At 54.8% G+C, this 17,737-nt stretch carries 15 protein-coding genes; 4 read left to right on the top strand and 11 right to left on the bottom strand.

All coding sequences use genetic code 11. From position 1 onward, the window contains the following. Positions 1-10 precede the first annotated feature (10 nt). The 4 genes from EDM54_RS00500 to EDM54_RS00485 all read right to left on the bottom strand — a co-directional run bounded on the left by EDM54_RS00500 (position 11) and on the right by EDM54_RS00485 (position 6,333). Positions 11-892, bottom strand: a complete 882-nt coding sequence (locus EDM54_RS00500) for a hypothetical protein (RefSeq protein ID WP_003389401.1) — start codon at positions 890-892, stop codon at positions 11-13. 41 nt (positions 893-933) lie between these two features. After that, the gene (gene ligA, locus EDM54_RS00495) at positions 934-2,949 is read right to left on the bottom strand and encodes an NAD-dependent DNA ligase LigA (RefSeq protein WP_122957583.1); all 2,016 of its coding nucleotides are present in this window, start codon (positions 2,947-2,949) and stop codon (positions 934-936) included. Positions 2,950-3,051: 102 nt separating this feature from the next. Continuing rightward, positions 3,052-5,382 (bottom strand): DNA helicase PcrA, encoded by a 2,331-nt coding sequence (pcrA, locus tag EDM54_RS00490; RefSeq protein WP_024983561.1) that lies wholly within the window; start codon positions 5,380-5,382, stop codon positions 3,052-3,054. Between the two features lie 138 nt (positions 5,383-5,520). Next, a complete protein-coding gene (locus EDM54_RS00485) occupies positions 5,521-6,333 on the bottom strand; it encodes a VanW family protein (protein WP_122957619.1) in 813 nt (270 codons plus the stop codon). Between the two features lie 348 nt (positions 6,334-6,681). Here EDM54_RS00485 and EDM54_RS00480 point away from each other — a divergent pair, with 348 nt between their 5' ends. Next, entirely contained in the window at positions 6,682-7,512 is an 831-nt protein-coding gene (locus tag EDM54_RS00480) for a glycerophosphodiester phosphodiesterase (RefSeq protein WP_003389407.1), read from the top strand. Positions 7,513-7,766: 254 nt separating this feature from the next. Here the strand turns inward: EDM54_RS00480 and pcrB are convergent, their stop codons facing one another. From pcrB to EDM54_RS00465, 3 genes are all read right to left on the bottom strand, one after another. Next, the gene (gene pcrB, locus EDM54_RS00475) at positions 7,767-8,453 is read right to left on the bottom strand and encodes a heptaprenylglyceryl phosphate synthase (protein ID WP_003389408.1); all 687 of its coding nucleotides are present in this window, start codon (positions 8,451-8,453) and stop codon (positions 7,767-7,769) included. A 16-nt stretch (positions 8,454-8,469) separates the two neighbouring features. Next, positions 8,470-8,760 (bottom strand): YerC/YecD family TrpR-related protein, encoded by a 291-nt coding sequence (locus tag EDM54_RS00470; protein WP_003389409.1) that lies wholly within the window; start codon positions 8,758-8,760, stop codon positions 8,470-8,472. A gap of 114 nt (positions 8,761-8,874) precedes the next feature. Next, positions 8,875-9,921 carry a DUF3048 domain-containing protein gene (locus tag EDM54_RS00465; protein WP_031932046.1) on the bottom strand — a complete coding sequence of 349 codons (1,047 nt, stop codon included), beginning with the start codon at positions 9,919-9,921 and terminating at the stop codon, positions 8,875-8,877. A gap of 168 nt (positions 9,922-10,089) precedes the next feature. Here EDM54_RS00465 and EDM54_RS00460 point away from each other — a divergent pair, with 168 nt between their 5' ends. From EDM54_RS00460 to EDM54_RS00450, 3 genes are all read left to right on the top strand, one after another. Beyond that, positions 10,090-10,797 (top strand): response regulator transcription factor, encoded by a 708-nt coding sequence (locus tag EDM54_RS00460; RefSeq protein WP_003389411.1) that lies wholly within the window; start codon positions 10,090-10,092, stop codon positions 10,795-10,797. Beyond that, positions 10,794-12,194, top strand: a complete 1,401-nt coding sequence (locus EDM54_RS00455; RefSeq protein ID WP_122957582.1) for a sensor histidine kinase — start codon at positions 10,794-10,796, stop codon at positions 12,192-12,194. The genes EDM54_RS00460 and EDM54_RS00455 overlap by 4 nt, the downstream gene beginning before the upstream one ends. Before the next feature lie 235 nt (positions 12,195-12,429). Next, positions 12,430-13,671 (top strand): branched-chain amino acid ABC transporter substrate-binding protein, encoded by a 1,242-nt coding sequence (locus EDM54_RS00450; RefSeq protein ID WP_039070048.1) that lies wholly within the window; start codon positions 12,430-12,432, stop codon positions 13,669-13,671. 177 nt (positions 13,672-13,848) lie between these two features. On the opposite strand, the gene EDM54_RS00445 is transcribed toward EDM54_RS00450, so the two are convergent. Genes EDM54_RS00445 through EDM54_RS00430 form a run of 4 tightly spaced genes read right to left on the bottom strand, consistent with a single transcriptional unit; the run spans position 13,849 to position 17,734 of the window. After that, positions 13,849-14,985 carry a M20 family metallopeptidase gene (locus EDM54_RS00445; protein ID WP_122957581.1) on the bottom strand — a complete coding sequence of 379 codons (1,137 nt, stop codon included), beginning with the start codon at positions 14,983-14,985 and terminating at the stop codon, positions 13,849-13,851. Positions 14,986-14,997: 12 nt separating this feature from the next. Beyond that, complete coding sequence (locus EDM54_RS00440) at positions 14,998-15,798, bottom strand: ABC transporter permease (protein WP_003389417.1); 801 nt, start codon at positions 15,796-15,798, stop codon at positions 14,998-15,000. Then, the gene (locus EDM54_RS00435) at positions 15,795-16,637 is read right to left on the bottom strand and encodes an ABC transporter permease (protein ID WP_003389418.1); all 843 of its coding nucleotides are present in this window, start codon (positions 16,635-16,637) and stop codon (positions 15,795-15,797) included. Before EDM54_RS00435 ends, EDM54_RS00440 begins: the two co-directional genes overlap by 4 nt. A 2-nt stretch (positions 16,638-16,639) precedes the next feature. Continuing rightward, on the bottom strand, positions 16,640-17,734 hold the full coding sequence (locus tag EDM54_RS00430; RefSeq protein ID WP_003389419.1) for an ABC transporter ATP-binding protein: 1,095 nt from the start codon (positions 17,732-17,734) through the stop codon (positions 16,640-16,642). Between the last annotated feature and the right edge of the window lie 3 nt (positions 17,735-17,737).

The following is a 17,737-nucleotide window of genomic DNA, read 5'->3' as shown; positions in this document are numbered from 1 at the left end:
TCATGTTTTATCAATTCCATTTCTTCCATTTGCCGTTCGACAATGTATAGACAAAGGCCGACTCACCGATCCCGACCCACCTGTAATCACCGGCGCCGGGAGAGATCACGATCAGCGTCTCAGGAGACTTGGCATCCAGCTGCTGCCAGCTGCCATCTATTTTTTCCATAATCCCCTGATCTGTTGCGACAGCGAGGATTCCGCTCGTTCTGTCCACCGTGAGCGAATATACCTGCTGGGCATTCGGGACGACTTCTGTTTTCCACTGCCCATCTTCATGATAGAGAAGGTTGAATTGGGCAGCCACATACAGGCGGTTTTCCATCGGATCGTAATCCATCGCATACACTTCCTGATCAAGCGGCAGCCATAGGCTCCACTCGTTGCCCCCGTTCGACGACTGGTAAATCCCCTCACCCGTTACAAATGCGAACAGGCGGATCTGATCGCCTTCCCGAATGCCTGCAAAGCTGCGGATTTCGGCAGGCTCAGGCAAGCCTTTCCCCAATTTGGCCCACTTCTTCCCGCCGTCAGTCGAGCGCAGCACACCGTTGTTTCCAGCGGCAAAAATGTGCTGGGGATTATTCGGATCGACAAACCAGCCTGTCACGTCCTTCTGCTCAAGCTCGGGAGACAATAGTCCCCAGACTCCTCCGCCTGCCGAATGATAAAGTCCGGCATGTGTTCCTACCCAGATGTGCTGGGCATCCGGAGTCATGGATAAGTTGTGTACGACCTCGCCCTTTTGCAGAACATCCTGATAGGTCAAATCTCCGGGCAGAGCCGCGGCAGTTACGGGCGGCTGTATCGGCTTGCTCCGCCCGCTTTCGCCGCAACCTGCCAAAAGTGCCCCTGCCATCAAGATCATTCCCCATCGCAGCAAGCCTTTCATGCCGACTACACCCCTTCCCGTTCTCTCCCACTAGCCAGGTCTTATCCTTGACTCTCCAGCAATTCTCTAAAGCCTGCTTCATCCATGACAGACACTCCCAGCTTTTCCGCTTTCTCCAGCTTGGAGCCTGCCTTTTCACCGGCGATGACCAGGTCCGTTTTCTTGCTCACGCTGCCCGTCACCTTTCCGCCCAAACGGGCAATCGCTTCTTCGGCTTCCTGCCGCGTCATCGTCGCAAGCGTACCAGTCAATACGACAGTCTTGCCGGAAAGCGGCAAATCCGCTCCAGCCTCGACACGAATGCCTTTGTAGCTCATATTGACACCGGCAGCCTTCAGCCGCTCGATTACCGCCTGGGCCTGCGGCTGGCGGAAGTAGCCTACGATGCTGGACGCCATTTTCGGTCCGATCTCATCAATCACGGTCAAATCTTCTTCGTTTGCGGCCATGATGCCGTCCATCTCGCCAAAGTGCTCGGCAAGTACGCGCGCCGCCTTGGCACCCACGAGGCGAATGCCCAGTCCGAAGAGCAGCCGCTCCAGGGAATTTTCCTTGCTGGTCTCGATGGCGGTAAGCAGGTTGTCAACCGACTTTTCCCCCATCCGCTCCAGCCCGAGCAAAACGTCGCGCTGCTGGTGCAGATAGTACAGGTCGGCTACGCTGCGGATGATGTCCTTTTCAAAAAGGGAAGCGACGACCTTTTCTCCCAAGCCCTCGATGTTCATCGCCTGACGGGAGACAAAATGAATGATGCCTTCGCGGATTTGCGCCGGACACATCGGATTGATGCAGCGGAGCGCCACCTCTTCTTCCAGGCGCACCAGCTCGCTGCCGCACTCAGGGCAGTGCGTGGGCATCGCAAAAGGCGTCTCGCTTCCGTCGCGTCTCTCTGGCAGGACAGCGATAATTTCCGGGATGATGTCGCCTGCTTTTTTGACCATGACATGGTCGCCGATCAACAGTCCCTTTTCCCGGATGATGTCCTCGTTGTGCAGCGAGGCCCGCTTTACCGTGGTGCCAGCCAGACTGACCGGCTCCAAAATCGCGGTAGGAGTAACCGTACCAGTGCGTCCGACAGATACTTCGATCCCTTTCAATACGGTAATCGCTTCCTCTGCCGGGAATTTGTACGCCACCGCCCAGCGCGGGCTTTTCGCCGTAAAGCCAAGCTCCTGCTGCTGAACGTAGCTGTCTACTTTAATGACCATACCGTCGATATCGTATGCGAGCTGCGGTCGTTTTTCCACCCAACTGTTCACAAAATCAATCACGTCATCAATGTTGTCAAATGTGCGCCGTTCTTTATTTACTTTGAAGCCGAGCGACTCCAACAGATCCAGCCCTTCGCTGTGGGACTCGACATCGACTCCCTGCAAATCGCCGATGGCATAGATGAAGGTGTCCAACTGGCGGGAAGCCGCAATCCTCGGATCGAGCTGACGAAGCGATCCGGCTGCGGAGTTGCGCGGGTTGGCAAACAGGGCTTCTCCGCGTTCCTCCCGTTCCTTGTTCAGCTTCTCAAAGGCTGCACGCGGCATAAACGCTTCACCGCGCACCTCGATAGTCACTGGGCGGGTCAGCCGGAGCGGAATCGAACGGATCGTCCGCAGATTTTGCGTAATATCCTCGCCTGTCGTCCCATCGCCGCGAGTCGCTCCCTTGACAAATACTCCGTCCTCATAGTGCAAGGAAATCGCCAAGCCGTCAATCTTTAATTCGCAGACATAGCGGACGTTTTGATTGCCTACCGCCTGGCGCACACGGCGGTCGAAATCGCGCAAATCCTCCTCGCCAAAGGCATTGCCCAGGCTGAGCATCGGCGTTTTGTGAACCACTTTTTCAAAAGCGGCCAGCGGTGCGCTGCCCACCCGCTGCGTCGGAGAATCGGGCGTGACCATGTCGGGAAAAAGGTCTTCCAAGCCTTGCAGTTCCCTTACCAGATTATCGTATTCCTGGTCGGTAATTTCCGGGCGGTCTTCTGTATGATACAGACGGTTGTGATGCTCAATTTGTTTCCGCAATTCAAGAATTCGTGCTTCCGCCGTCAATCGATCCATTTCGTTCATCCTTTGCTATTCCGTATCAAGCCCGAGCGCTTCCCGGGCAAATCGCTTTCGTGATTCAGCTTGCTTGCAAAAGATTCTGTACCGTATAGAATACTATCCCCGCTCGATCGGAGCAAATTTTGCCAGCAGCTTTTTGATTCCGGTCGGACTCGGGAAAGCGATATCCAGCTCCGTATCGTCTCCGCTTCCTTTCACCTTGACGACCGTACCGGTGCCCCACTTGCCGTGCTTTACCTTGTCGCCTACCTTCCAATCGATGCCGGAGCCGCCGCCATGGCCTTGCAATTTGGTCGGAGCGGCCATGGCCGGACGGGAAAAGGCAGAGGTGCCTGTAGTGCCGGTGCGTTGTCCAAAAGCGGACTTTGTCCCCGCATCCGCCTGACCCGCTCCATAGCGGCCAAACCCGTCTCGCTGGCCGTAACCGCGCTGTCCAAAGGAGCCTCCCTGCATCCCGCCTGATTCTTGAACAGGGCTTCCTTCCAACAGCTCGGCAGGAATCTCCTTGAAAAAGCGCGAGGGCGCATTCACATTGGTACGGCCAAACAAGGTCCGCATCCGCGCCGATGTCAAATACAGCCGCTCCTCGGCCCGGGTAATCCCTACATAGGCGAGGCGTCTTTCTTCCTCCATCTCCGCGTCGTCGAACAGCGAACGGCTATGAGGGAATACGCCTTCCTCCATTCCCGCCAGAAAGACGACCGGAAACTCCAGACCCTTGGCGCTGTGCAGCGTCATCAGGACGACCTGGCCTTCAGCGGATACCTCCTCCTCGGTCTGGCCGTCATCCGACAAAGTGTCAATGTCGGCTACCAAAGCGAGGTCGGTCAGGAAGGCAAGCAGGCTCTTGTCCTCGTTCTTCCGCTCAAACTCCTGGGTAACGGACAAAAGCTCCTCGATGTTCTCCAGCCGCGCCGCGGACTCCAGCGTTTTTTCTTCCTTCAGCATCTCGCGGTATCCGGTGCGCTTCAGCACTTCCTCCACCAGCTCGGTCACGGACAGATAGTCGGTCATCTGCATCAGGTTGGTGATCAGGTCATTAAATGAAAGGATCGCATTGGTCGTGCGTGCCGGCAGTCCCATATAGCCCGCCTCCTGGATCGCGCCGTACAGGGATTGGCCATGGGCATTCGCGTAAGCCTGCAGCTTTTCCACTGTCGTATCGCCGATATTTCGCTTCGGCACATTGATAATCCGCGTCAGGCTGATGTCGTCATCCGGATTGGAGATCACCCGCAAATAAGCCAAAATGTCTTTAATCTCTTTGCGGTCGTAGAACTTCGTGCCGCCCACGATGGTGTAAGGGATATTCGATTTGATGAACACTTCCTCGACCACGCGGGACTGGGCGTTGGTCCGGTACAGGACGGCGAATTTGTCGTACCGCTTGTAAATGGGCATCTGCTTGCGGATCGTATCTACGATGAAATACGCTTCGTCGTGCTCGGAATCCCCCTGGAAGCAAGTGATTTTTTCCCCTGCCTCGTTTTCCGTCCAGAGCTTTTTCTCCTTGCGCATGACGTTGTTTGCGATCACCTGGTTGGCCGCCTGCAAAATCGTTTTGGTCGAGCGGTAGTTTTGCTCCAGTTTGATCAATTTCGCTTCCGGATAATCCTTTTCAAAGTTCAAAATGATGGATATATCCGCCCCGCGCCACTTGTAAATGCTCTGGTCGGCATCCCCGACGCAGCAGACGTTGCGGAATTTGTCCGCGAGCATGGAGATGAGCATGTACTGGGCCCGGTTCGTATCCTGATACTCATCGACATGGATGTAGCGGAATTTCTTTTGGTAGTATTCGAGAACCTCCGGCACTTCCTTAAACAGCCGGACAGTTGTCATGATGAGGTCGTCAAAGTCCAGGGACTGGTTGTTTTTCAGTTTCTTTTGGTACAGCTCGTATACCTTCGCGACGACCATCGAGTAGGCATCTCCGGCAAGATTCGAGTAACGGATTGGATCTGTCAGCTCGTTTTTGGCCCCGCTGATCGCCGCCAGGAGGCCGCGCGGCTCGTACTGCTTCGGATCTATGTTCAATTCTTTCAGACATTGCTTGATAACGGACAGTTGATCGCCGGCGTCGAGGATCGAGAAGCTCCGGTTTATGCCCAGACGGTCAATATCTTTTCGCAGGATGCGGACGCAGAGCGAGTGGAATGTAGAAATCCAGGTGTCCTCCGCTTCGCGGCCGATGATGGCGGCCACGCGGTTCTGCATCTCCCTGGCCGCCTTGTTGGTAAAGGTAATCGCCAGAATGCTCCAGGGGGCCACGCGCTTTTCCTGGATCAGATAGGCAATCCGTTGGGTCAGCACCTTGGTCTTGCCACTGCCTGCACCTGCGAGTATAAGAACCGGCCCTTCTGTTGTGAGGACCGCTTCCCGCTGCTGCGGATTTAGTCCGGCGATAATTCGGTCAACTGTAGACATATGTATAACTTCCACCTTTCCTGCCTCTCAAAACGCTCCCGAACGAAAGCATATGTTCCTATTTTCTCACAGATCGAGGGAGAGTTCCAGTCAAACCAGAGGAGGGATTGCTGGCAAACAGAGTAAACATTTGAATTCTTACCCTGCAGGCTCGCGGCCGGGCAAAAGCGGCTCATACATCATATACGCGCGGTTTTCCGCAATAAACTCGTCTCCAATCAGTTCGCCCTCCAGGTCATACACGCGCCGGTACAGAAGGTTGCGGCGTTCGTAGCCGCCCCAGAGCCCTGGAGTGATCGCGTGTTTCTTTTCATATACTTCGTATCGCCGCGTCGGCGAATACTCGCCCAGCCACTCTCCGACGAGGCAGCCACCCCCAAGCGAAAGACGCAACTGAAAGGCCTGGTTCGTCTGATTGGCAATTTGAAGATCGAGGTAGTTGCAAAAACACGTCGCTCCGCTGCCAAATGGCTGCGTGCGGCTCGTGTCAGGAAAGACGTCGTAGCTGTGCCGGTGCCGCTCTGTCACAGTAAGCGGTGTAAACAGCGTCATCCAGTAGATCAGGTTGGACAGCTGGCACAAGCCTCCCCCCACACCAGCCAGCACCTGCCCATGCGACAGCAGCATCCCTTCCAGATACCCTTTGCGCCGCGTCGGCTTTCCGATCAGCTTCCAGTACGAGAACGTCTCTCCCGGACGGACGACGATTCCATCCAATCGCTCCGACGCAATGCGGAGGTTCGTTACTTTGTTGTGCTGCATCCACATCTCGACGTTTTGCAGTTGCCTTAGCAAAGGGGTCTGATGATGTTTATGCAGGCAAGGAAGTCTCTCCGGTTTTCTCAGTCTGGCATACTTTTTTCGGCCAAAGAGCCATTCTCTATAACGTTTGATGCGGTAATAGCAGATACCCGCTGCCAATCTCCAGCGGCTGCGCTTGATCGGTCTCATGGAGCCCCCTCCTTTTTTGTTGATGAACAGGTTCAAAAGACCTGCACCCCCCCTATCTTCCGTCATGCCAGCAGCATGAGAGTTTAGGCTATAAGGATGATTTTTCCAAACCGTGTAGATTTGAGGGAAGACTTCGTGTAAACTGGAACTCAGCAGAATATTTTGAATATTGTGATGGAGAACAGGAGATTCACAGTATTCCATTCAGCTTACACGCTGGGGGGAATCTGTGATTTTTTGTTTTTGGGGCCCCGAAAACACCATCGCATATTCCAGCCTGCAGACCATGCTCCCTCTTTTCTTTGTCATCGCCTGTGGGAGCCAAAAAACGTCGAGGAGGAGATTTACATGATTCGCTTGGGAAAAACGTTGATGGCCGCAGTACTTGTTGCCGGATTGCTCCAGCCGCTGGCAGCTATGGCAGCACCCAATGAACATGCCCACCGCGTAGACACCGTCGCCCACCGTGGCGCTTCCGGCTATGCACCCGAGAACACCATGGCGGCGTTTCGCAAGGCAGTGAAAATGAAGGCTGACTACATCGAAATCGACGTGCAAGTGACAAAGGACGGGCAAATGGTCGTCATACACGACAATACCGTGGACCGCACTACCGACGGCACCGGAAAAGTGAAGGATTTGACCTTTGAAGAAATCCGCGAGCTGGATGCTGGCAGTTACTTCGATCCGGAATTTGCGGGCGAACAAATCCCCACTTTTGAAGAGGTGCTCGATGAATTCCGCGGCAAAACCGGCATCTTGATCGAATTAAAATCTCCTGAGCTGTATCCGGGCGTAGAAGAGATGGTAGCGGATGCCTTGCGCGAGCGAAACATGGACAAGCCCGCAAATAACAAGATCATCGTGCAATCGTTTAACTTCGACTCGATGAAAACATTCCACGAGCTTTTGCCGGACATTCCTGTCGGCGTTTTGACCAACAAGCCAGAGCAGTTGACCGATGAGATGCTCGACGAATTTGCCACTTATGCAGATTATGTGAATCCCAGCCTGAAAATGTTTTCCCCGGAATTGCTGGAACGCGTGCGCGAACGCGGAATGAAAATGTCGGTCTGGACCGTGCGGAAGCCGGAAGAAGCGGAACCGCTGCTGGACGCCGGCGTTGACGGCATTATCACGGATTACCCGGATTACGTGCCGCGCAACAAGCACAAGTAAAACCTGTTCAAAAGATCGTTCATTTGTCTGAACGCGCCTGTTTGTCACGGAAGGCAGATTGAATCGAGCGCGTCAGCCGATTATACGGCCTTAGTCCTTGTACACATGGACGCAAGGCCGTTTTCATTTTGCATGGAGCGAAACATGCATGCTTCCAATTTCAAACACATGCTCCCCAACAAAACAGGAGAGACCCGTTTCTGAGTCTCTCCTGCTGAACACACTATGCCTGTTTCCAACTACAGCCCTTCCGCCTACCTTTTCACAGCGCGAACGGTAGACAAAGCCGCCTGCAAGTCTTCGTAAATCACATTGCCCACGACAATCGTATCAGCCAAGGCCGCCATTTCCGCTGCCTGCTCCGCCGTCCGGATGCCGCCGCCGTAAAACAGATGCGCTTCCCCGGCGCCGCTTTTGCATGCCCGGACTACAGCCGGATCTCCATAGGCCCCGCTGTACTCCAGATAGACAATTGGCAGGCGGCAAATTTTTGCGGCTGTCTGCGCATACGCCTTGGCTTCCGCAGCGCCTTCTATCGGGCGGGCTTTTGTCAGTCTGGCAACACCCGAATCAGGGTTGGCTACCAGATAGCCTTCGGCAATGATCTCGTCCCAATGTATGTACTGGCCGAAAGCCTTGAGGCCGCTGACGTGCGGGGCAAACAGCCAATCTGCATCCCCCGCGTTGATCACCAGCGGAATAAAATACGAATCGAAGCCGGGTACAACCGCATCCAGCGAAGAGATTTCCAGGACTGCAGGTACCGCATAACGCCGGATCCGAGACATCAGCTCAAGCGTGTTGTCATATGTCACGCCATAGGTGCCGCCGACAATAATGGCATCCGTACCGGATTCGCATAAAGCCTCCAGCTCATCGTCTCCGATGGTTTTATCCGGGTCCAGTTTAAAGGTATGGCGCCAACTGCGATAATCAATCAACGGTGCTGCCTCCTGCCTATTTTCCGATCCGCTCAAGCGCCAGCTGATAACCGTCGTTGCCGTAGTTCAAGCAGCGCTTGACGCGTGAGATGGTCGCCGTGCTCGCTCCCGTCTCCGCTTCGATCTGATTGTAGGTGTAGCCCTTGCGCAGCATGCGTGCCACTTCCAGACGCTGTGCGAGCGACTGCATTTCATTGATGGTGCAGAGATCATCAAAAAACTGATAGCACTCTTCCATCGTCTCCAAGGAAAGAACGGCCTCAAACAGCTGCTCGATCCCTTTTCCTTTTAGTTTTTCCAATTGCATCAGGATCACCCCGTCATAGGGAAGTTTTTTCACTGTAAAATTTTTAAGCGTTAAAGCTTACAAGATTATCTTAGAAGAAACAGGGCCACCCTGCAAGCCCCTATTCTCCGAAACCTATTCAAACTTGAGGTAGCTCGTCATCGCCGGGGCATTCGGCACGATCGAAACCCATGTATTGCCGCGCAAAAGCGGCACTTCCTTGGTCATGGAAGCGTCCTCGTAAGCCCGGATGACGCCGCCAGCCCGCTTCCATTTGATTTTTTTCGCCTTGCCCTGCTGGAACAGATAGCCATCTCCCGGACCGACGACGTCCACCTGACGGCGGCCTTCACTATCCAGCACGCGATGCTTTGCGGCAATGACCAGCAGATTGGTCGTCGAGAGCTGCTCGTCTGTCGTCAGATCAAGATGCGGTTTGCCCTCTGTAAGCCGCATGTACTTTTTCTTTTCTGCATCGTAAACAAAGCCTGCTTTGTTGAGCGAATGAAAGACGAGATCGACCTTTGTCGCCGGCTCCCCTTCCGTGATCTCGGCATCTTCCGGCAAAAACGGAAAGTACGGCAGCTCGCCTGTCATGCGAATGCCTTTGTCCAGCATCGCCTGCTCAATCAGCTCCGGTTTGGTATACAGATTATGCGGGGCGTGGCGAAACTTCTCCCGCCAAAAATAGCGGCCGTTGGGAATTTCGTCGAGGTGGCTGTAATCGGAACGAGCCAGCGTGTTGAGCGCATCCGGACTGCCGCCGGCATGAACCAGCATGGCATCGATCCCAACTCCAAGCTGAATAAAATAGGGACGGATGCTGCGCACCGGTCCGATCACTTCCGGCCTTTGACTGTGGAAAACGGCGAGAAGGCGGGTCATTTCCCCTTCTGCCAGCACTTCGTATACCAGATCCGCCTTGTTAATCCCTGATTGCGGGCGGGCCTGCGGTGCATTGTTGATCATGACCATAATCGGCCGCTGGTCCAGCCTTGTCTGGCTGCCCAGGCCGGTAAACGGCGCAGTGTAAGGAAGCTTTGGCGGTTCCGCCGAGGGCGGCTGCACAATCGGAGCGGGCGGCTGCTCGGGCTGCGGCGTCGTGTCAGCCGGTTTGTTCGAACACGCTGCAAGCAGCGCCAGAGAAAGCAACATGAGAGTTCGTGTGATGCGTCTTTGCATGAAAACGCTCCTTTCCGGTTTTCTCTCGCACCCTCTTTTTTTCTCTGAAAGGAAAACAGAATCCTGCTTCCACACGTTTTCCACGATTCTCATACGCCGCTCCCACACATCCGGCCCGCGACTGTGCTACAATTTATGCAAACTCAGATGAAAAGCGAGGAAGAAGCCATGCAAACTCCCTACCTCGTCTATCTGGTAGATGACGAAACCAGCCTCTTGGAGCTATTGCAATCGTATCTGCAAAACGCCGGTTTTCAGGTTCGCGCGTTTCAAAGCGGCGCCGAGGTTCTCCCCGTCCTGGAAGAACCGGAGCAGCCCCATATATGGATTCTCGACATCATGCTCCCGGACATCGATGGCTATGAGCTGCTGCGCCTGATCCGGGGCAAATCCGACGTGCCCATCGTCTTTATTTCCGCCCGTGATCAGGACATGGACAAAATCATCGGGCTTGAGCTGGGCAGCGACGATTATCTCGCCAAGCCGTTTCTGCCGCGTGAACTCGTCATTCGCGTGCAAAAGCTGCTGCAGCGCACCTATGAAAAAGGAGGGGCCGCAGTCCCTGCTCCCATTCAGGCTTCCTACGAGGACTGGGTGACGATCGGGCCGTACCAGATCTCCGAAAAGGGACGGCAGGTAAAAGAAAACGGGAACCAGATCGAGCTGACAACTAAAGAATTTGAGCTGATCGTCTACCTCCTCCACAATCAGGGCCTGGCGCTCAATCGCGAGCAAATCCTGACAGCAATCTGGGGAGAGGACTACATCGGTTCCGATCGGGCTGTGGACGATCTGGTCAAGCGCATCCGCAAGAAAATGCCCAAGTTTCCGCTGGAGACTGTCTATGGCTTCGGCTACCGGATGACCCGCACATGAGCAAATTCCGACTGAAAAACCTGCCGCTCTCCCGGCAAATCCTCATCCTGTTCATGCTCTTGACCAGCGTGCTGGGGATCGGAGTCGGGATTGTTTTTCCTTTTGCCGTCAAGCAGTACCTGGTCAACAATACGTATTCGCTTCTGGAGCAGGAGTTTTACACCCTGTCCGACCACATCTCCTTTAACGAGCACAACGAGCTGTTACCGGTACCGGCAGCCGCCCCTTACTTTTTGCAGGTGCTGCTGTCTCGTTATGAATACTCGTTTGACATGATCGTCTTTTCGACCGACGGCGTAGAGCTGGGCAGCCGCATTACGGAGAGGGAACGGTTTTCCTATAACGACGCGGCCGCACTCTACAAGAAAGCGGCCTCCTATCCCGGCAACAAGCTCCAGCACGGGACCCTGGAGCGCGGGGGAGAAGACTATCTGTTCGTCAGCAGGCTGATGGACTACCACGGCTTTCCCTACTATATGGTGCTGTTCTCCAAAGAACGCGAGCTGAATCAAATCAACTCGCTGCTGACCAGGCAGTTTCTCATGATCTTTGTCGTGCTGCTCCTGATCAGCTGGCTGCTGGCCGTCTGGTTCAGCCGCTACCTGAGCAAACCGCTCCGATCGCTGGACGAATCCTGCCAGAAAATCGCCCGGCGACAGTTTGATACGCCGCTCACGCTGGATCGCGGGGACGAGATCGGCCAATTGGCGCGCTCCTTTGAAACGATGAAGGATCAGTTGAAGGAACACGACGAATCTCAGCGCCATTTTGTGCAAAATATTTCCCACGAGCTGAAAACACCGATCATGGCGATACAAGGCTACACGCAGGGCTTGCTGGAGGGAGTCTTCCAGGGCCCGCAGGCGGAAAAAGGATTGCAAACGATCATGCAGGAAAGCAAGCGACTGGAAAAGGTCGTGGGACAGCTCTTGTACTTGACCAAAATCGAATCCGTCTCGCAAATGATGCAGATGGGCAGAGTCGATGTGACGGAGATGTTTCAATTGCTGGAGCAGCGGCTCTCCGTGCTGAACCCGGACATTTCCTGGCAGCTTGATCTGCCGCCCGCCCTCATCCTCGAAGGCGATGGCGAGCAGTTGAGCACTGCCTTTGTCAATATCCTGGAAAACCAGCTGCGCTACGCAAAAAGCCAGTTGGTCGTGACCGGCCGGCAAGCGGACGACAGGGTCGTCATCACCATCGCAAATGACGGTCCGCCGATCGAAGAAGCTCTGCTCCCGCAACTGTTCCAGCGGTTCCGCAAGGGGAAATCGGGCAAGCACGGACTCGGTCTGGCCATCGCCCGCGCTGTCTTTGAAGCCCACAAAGGCAGCATCGCTGTCCGCAATGAAGCGGAAGGCCCCTGCTTTACGATTACGCTACCCGTAAAGAGATAGCAAACCAGCAGAAAAGCTCCGGACCTCCCGGAGCTTTTTGGCCTTTCATTTATTTTGGGTCTTACATTTATTTAACCGGGGGCGGCCGAGTTGTTTTTGCATGGAATAATTCTATTTTATCGTTTTGTATTTTTTTATTATTTCAACTAGAAAGAATATTCGTTGACGCGGCCACTATCAGTTGATATGTTTATAAAAAATATATATTATTCACAAATTACTTGGGGGTCTCATTGTGAAAAAGAAAACGATGCTCTTACTCTCCGCTCTACTGACCAGTTCGCTCGTTGCCGGATGTGGTACGGGCGGCGGCGGGAATACCGCTTCGTCACCTTCCACCGCTCCATCTTCTGCTCCATCAGCTCCGTCTTCCGAAGGAGGGGCCGGAGGCGGAAGCTCGAACGTGATCAAGATTGCCACCCAAAGTCCGCTGTCCGGAGCCCAGTCGCTCGAAGGCGACGGCATCAAGCTCGGGGCGCAAATGGCCGTGCAAGAGCGTGCCGAAGCGTTTAAAAAGCTTGGTTTTGAGATCCAGCTCTTCCCGCAGGACGACCAGGCAGACCCGAAAATCGGCGTATCCAACGCGGAAATGCTGATTTCCGACCCGGACGTGTACGCGGTGGTCGGCCACTACAATACAGGCGTCGCCATCCCGTCCTCTGTCAAGTATGAAGAAGGCAAGCTCGCAATGATCTCCCCTGCAAATACCGGGGTCGAGCTGACGGAAGCGAACAGAAAGAGCGTAAACCGGCTCGTCGCTCGCAACGACCAGATCGCTCCTGCCGCAGCCAAATACGCAAAAGACAAGTTGGGAGCCGCAACGGTCTACCTCGCTCACGACAAAACGGCCTATGGCCAAGGCTTGACCGACGAGGTCCGCAAAGCATTCAAGGACCTGGGGGTAACCGAAGTCGGCTACGAAGGGGTCACCGCAGGCGAAAAGGATTACAGCGCAATCGTCAACCAATTGGTGGCGAAAAAGCCCGATCTTGTCTTCTACGGCGGCATGTACGCGGAGATGGGCATCATCGCCAAGCAAGCCCGCGAAAAGGGCTTCACCGGCAAATTCATGGGCGGCGAGGGATTGGAGTCGGCGGATATGTATAAAATCGCCGGACCCGCTGCGGAAGGGATCGTTTATGCGACTGTCGTAAGCGACATCCGTTCGCAGGAGCAAGGCAAGCAATGGGTAGAAAAATTCAAGGCAGCCTTCAACAAAGAGCCAGGCGCGTTCTCTCCTTTTGCTTATGACGCTACACTGGTCGCCTTGAACGGAATGGAAAAGGCGATTCAAGAAAACGGGGGCAAAAAGCCTACCCGCGAGCAGGTCATGAATGCAATCCGCGCCACGAACGAGTTCAGCGGTCTGTTTACAAAGGTCACCTTTGACGAAAAAGGCGACAACAAGCACTCCCAGGTTTACATCTATCAATACGGAAAAGAAAAAGCCGAATTTTTGGGCGAAGCAGGAAATTAAGGGGACACACGAAAAAGCACCTGTCTTGAAAAAAAAGACATGGTGCTTTTCTTTTTTTATGGAACGAAACGGCCCTCTGCCGCCAAAACTAAACCCCTCATCCTTGTCGCCAGGATGAGGGGTTTGTCTGTCATCATCTTTCAGCCAATCTTACCAGAAGCGCCGACCGGACTGTTATCAGCATCTTTCGATCAATCTCGCCAAGAGAGCCGACCGGACTGGGATCTGGTCGATCTCGATGAACTCGTCCGGGGAATGGGCATAGCCCCCTTTGGCCCCCAGCCCGTCAAGCGTTGGGACACCGCATGCGGCAGCAAAGTTGCCGTCGCTGACACCGCCCGTACCGGACTCCTCCAGCTCGATCCCGATTTCTTGCTCGGCAATGCTTTTTGCCAAAGCGAACAGCCTGCCGATCTTGTCTGTCCTCTCCATCGGCGGTCGTCGCATGCCTCCGGTCACGGTCAGGCGGGTACCGGGAAGACTCGGCTGCAAGGAGTGGAAAAGCTGTTCCATCTGCCTTGCAGCCTCCAGCGTCATCACCCGTACATCCACCTCTGCCTCGGCAAAGTCCGCCACGACATTCGAGCCGATTCCTCCTTTGACAAGCCCGACATTCACCGTCGTGCCCACCTCGTAATCGGTAAAGGTATGCAAGTATTGAATGATCCGGGACATCTCCTCGATAGCCGATACCCCTTTGGCGTGATCGACACCGGCATGCGAGGAGACCCCGTGCACGCGAAGCTGGAAGTGGGCGCTCCCCTTCCGCCATGTTTTGAGAGCGCCGTGCGGTTCTGTTGGCGGCTCCAGAACAAAGCTGGCTACCGCCCCTTCCGCCTCCCGTTCTACCAACCGTCGCGAGGTCGGACTGCCGATTTCTTCGTCGCTGTTCAGAAGGAGAACGACCTGCTTGTCAGCGGGGAATTGCCCCAGCTCCTGCAGGGCCCGCAAAGCGTAGAACGCCTGCAGTACGCCTGCCTTCATGTCGTACACGCCGGGGCCGTACGCTCTGCCATTTTTTATCGCAAATGGCCTGCGGTCCGCCTCTCCCTCCGGCCAAACGGTATCGTAATGTCCAATGACGAGCACCCGCTTCTCGCCGTTTCCGAGCACACAGCGCAGCTGATCTCCATACTGTTCATTGGCGATACGCTCCGCTTGCCCGCCTGTCAGCTCGACAAACCTTTTGCCAAACCAGTCTGCCATCCGGTCCCCCAGCGCTTTGCTGCGCGAAGGCGAATCCATGTTGACACACTGCCTGAGATCCTCGATCAATTGCTGTTGATACTGTTGCAATAATAAGTGGATGTCCATTGTGCCTCTTCCTTAGTGGGATTGAGAATTGAGTCCAAACAGCCGTTCCAGTCCGTACACCTTTTCCAGGATGACGATAAACAAAAGACTGAGCAGGATGACCACTGAAGAGATGGACGCAACCAAAGGATCGAGCGTCTCCTGCATGTAGGTGAAAATAGCCAGCGGCAGCGTTGTCGTGTCAGGCGCCACTAAGAACAGGGATACCGTCACGTTGTCAAAAGAAGTCAAAAAGGAAAAAATCATCCCTGACACAATAGCCGGACGCAGCAGAGGCAGGGTAATGTCCCAGAACACCCGCAGCGGACGCGCTCCCAGCATGTAGCCCGCCTTCTCCAGCGTATAGTCAAACGTGCTTAATCCGGTCAACACGAGACGAACGACATACGGAATGGAAATCAGTATGTGCGCAAGCAGCAGCCCGGTAAACGTACCGGCTATCCCGATACGCGTAAAGAACAGCAGCGCGGCAATCCCGATAATGAGCGATGGAACGGTCAAAGGAGACAGCAGCAGGCCGTTGATGATTCCTTTTCCGCGAAACTTGTATCTGTGCAGGGCCATCGCTGCCAGCGTGCCGATCAGGGTTGCCAGCACAGCGGTGATGGCCGCGAGCTTGATGCTGAACCAGAACGATTCGATAAATTCCGGCCGTTCGAGAATCATCGTGTACCACTGCCAGGAAAAGCCTTCGGGAGGAAAAGAGAGATATCCCGCCGCGGTAAATGAACTCGGTATGATAACCAGAAACGGCAGGTTTACCAGGATGAGTACAAAAAAGGTGATAAGGCCAAGCGGTTTCAGTTTTGTCATGACGAAAACACCTCTTTGTATCGCTTGGTCTCAATCAGCCTGGTGTAGAGAGTCACAAGCAAAATCGTACTGCCCAAAAGCAGAAATGCCAGCGCCGCTCCCAGCGGCCAGTTCAGCGTAGCCATTATCTGTTCATAAGCAATTACCGGCATGACTTTCACCGACGTTCCCCCCATCAGTGCAGGTGTGACGAATGCGCTCATGGACAGGCTGAAAACGAGTGTCGTCCCGGCGACAAGCCCCGGCAGACTGAGCGGCAGTGTCACGGTAAAAAAGGTCCGCACCCGGGATGCCCCGAGGATCGAGGCGGCCTTGGACAAGGACGGATCAATCGCATACAGGCTGGTCGCAATCGCCAGTACCATATAGGCGATAAAGGAGTCCGTCAGACCGATTACGACGCCTAGCTCGTTGTACAGCAACCGGAGCGGCTCTTTGATCAGTCCGAGCGCAAGCAAAACCTCGTTGATCCAGCCCTTTTCCCCGAGCACGACCACCCAGCCGAAATTGCGGATGACGACACTGATCAGGTGGGGAGCGAGGATCAGCATGGTCACGATGCCCCGCATCTTTCCCGTCGCCTGAGCCATAAACATCGCCACCGGAAAGCCGAGGACCAGCGAACAGAGTACGGTCCAAAGGCTGACCCGTATCGTCCTCCACATGATCTCCGCATAATATGGGTCCTTTGCAAACAACAAGTAGTTTTCCACGCTGAAGGCTTGCTCGTCATTTTGAAAGCTGAGCAGCAGCATGAGCAGCATCGGGAGAAGAAAGACGCCGAGCAGAACGATCATGCTCGGTGCCGTCAAAAGAAGAATCGACAGCCTTTTGTTCATCGTCATCCCCTCTCCGCCGGCATGACCAGCACATCTTCCGCATCCCAGCTGCAAGAGACAGCCTTGCCGGGGACGAGCTCCACGCCTTTATCGACCGTTTGCAGCTTGACAGATATGCTGTGCCCGTTTGCCTGCACCTCGCATTCCGTATAGGAACCGAGGAACGAGCTGAGCTTCAACTGACCGTTGGCCCGATTTCTTCCTTCCGGTGCCGTATCGGCAGACAGTCTGATTTTTTCCGGACGGATAAAAACGGTTGCTTTTTGCCCGGGGAGAAGCATCAGGTTTGCAGACTTTGCCTCTACCAGAAGACCGCCGATTGTCTGGATGATCAAGGAGTCGCCTTCATGCCCGGCGACTTCTCCCTCGAGACGGTTGGTCTTGCCGATAAACGTATGGACAAATTCGGAAGCAGGCCGGTTGTAAATATCCTTCGGTGTGCCGATCTGCTCGATGAAGCCGTGGTTCATCACGACGATCCGGTCTGACAGGGAGAGCGCCTCTTCCTGATCATGTGTCACAAAAATGGTCGTAACGCCGATTTCCTGGTGCAGCCGTTTCAACTCATCGCGCAGCTCTTCTCTCAGCTTCGCGTCGAGATTGCTGAGCGGCTCGTCCAGCAAGAGCAGAGACGGCTCGATGACCAGCGCACGGGCGATGGCGATGCGCTGCCGCTGCCCTCCGGACAACTGCTTCGGGTAGCGGTCTGCGACATGCGGCAGCTTGACCAGATCAAGCACGCGTCCCACCCGCTCCTGGATCTGCGATTTGCTGATTTTTCGCAGCTTCAGCCCGTAGGCGATATTCTCCGCTACGGTCATGTGCGGAAAGAGCGAGTAGGTCTGGAACACCATTCCCAGCTCACGCTTGTAGGGAGGGACACCGTTCATCCGCTGTCCCTTGATCAGCAGATCGCCGCCATCCGGGTCAAGGAAACCGGCGATCATATTCAGCGTGGTCGTTTTGCCGCAACCCGACGGCCCTAAAAACGAGACGAACTCTCCCTGCTCCACTTGCAGGTTGAAGTCCTGAACCACGATATTGTTCTGAAACTTCTTCATGAGGCTGCGCAGTTCGACATCAATCACCTTGCTCAAACA

Source organism: Brevibacillus borstelensis (genome assembly GCF_003710865.1).
In the GTDB taxonomy this organism is placed as follows: domain Bacteria; phylum Bacillota; class Bacilli; order Brevibacillales; family Brevibacillaceae; genus Brevibacillus; species Brevibacillus borstelensis.
Note: the sequence above shows the minus strand (reverse complement) of the source record. Positions and strands in the feature narration are given on the sequence as shown.

Bases quoted from the DNA above. Each gene is read 5' to 3' on its own strand.
- EDM54_RS00500 (WP_003389401.1), bottom strand. From the start codon at position 892: ATGAAAGGCTTGCTGCGATGGGGAATGATCTTGATGGCAGGGGCACTT.
- ligA (WP_122957583.1), bottom strand. From the start codon at position 2,949: ATGGATCGATTGACGGCGGAAGCACGAATTCTTGAATTGCGGAAACAA.
- pcrA (WP_024983561.1), bottom strand. From the start codon at position 5,382: ATGTCTACAGTTGACCGAATTATCGCCGGACTAAATCCGCAGCAGCGG.
- EDM54_RS00485 (WP_122957619.1), bottom strand. From the start codon at position 6,333: ATGAGACCGATCAAGCGCAGCCGCTGGAGATTGGCAGCGGGTATCTGC.
- EDM54_RS00480 (WP_003389407.1), top strand. From the start codon at position 6,682: ATGATTCGCTTGGGAAAAACGTTGATGGCCGCAGTACTTGTTGCCGGA.
- EDM54_RS00470 (WP_003389409.1), bottom strand. From the start codon at position 8,760: ATGCAATTGGAAAAACTAAAAGGAAAAGGGATCGAGCAGCTGTTTGAG.
- EDM54_RS00465 (WP_031932046.1), bottom strand. From the start codon at position 9,921: ATGCAAAGACGCATCACACGAACTCTCATGTTGCTTTCTCTGGCGCTG.
- EDM54_RS00460 (WP_003389411.1), top strand. From the start codon at position 10,090: ATGCAAACTCCCTACCTCGTCTATCTGGTAGATGACGAAACCAGCCTC.
- EDM54_RS00455 (WP_122957582.1), top strand. From the start codon at position 10,794: ATGAGCAAATTCCGACTGAAAAACCTGCCGCTCTCCCGGCAAATCCTC.
- EDM54_RS00445 (WP_122957581.1), bottom strand. From the start codon at position 14,985: ATGGACATCCACTTATTATTGCAACAGTATCAACAGCAATTGATCGAG.
- EDM54_RS00440 (WP_003389417.1), bottom strand. From the start codon at position 15,798: ATGACAAAACTGAAACCGCTTGGCCTTATCACCTTTTTTGTACTCATC.
- EDM54_RS00435 (WP_003389418.1), bottom strand. From the start codon at position 16,637: ATGAACAAAAGGCTGTCGATTCTTCTTTTGACGGCACCGAGCATGATC.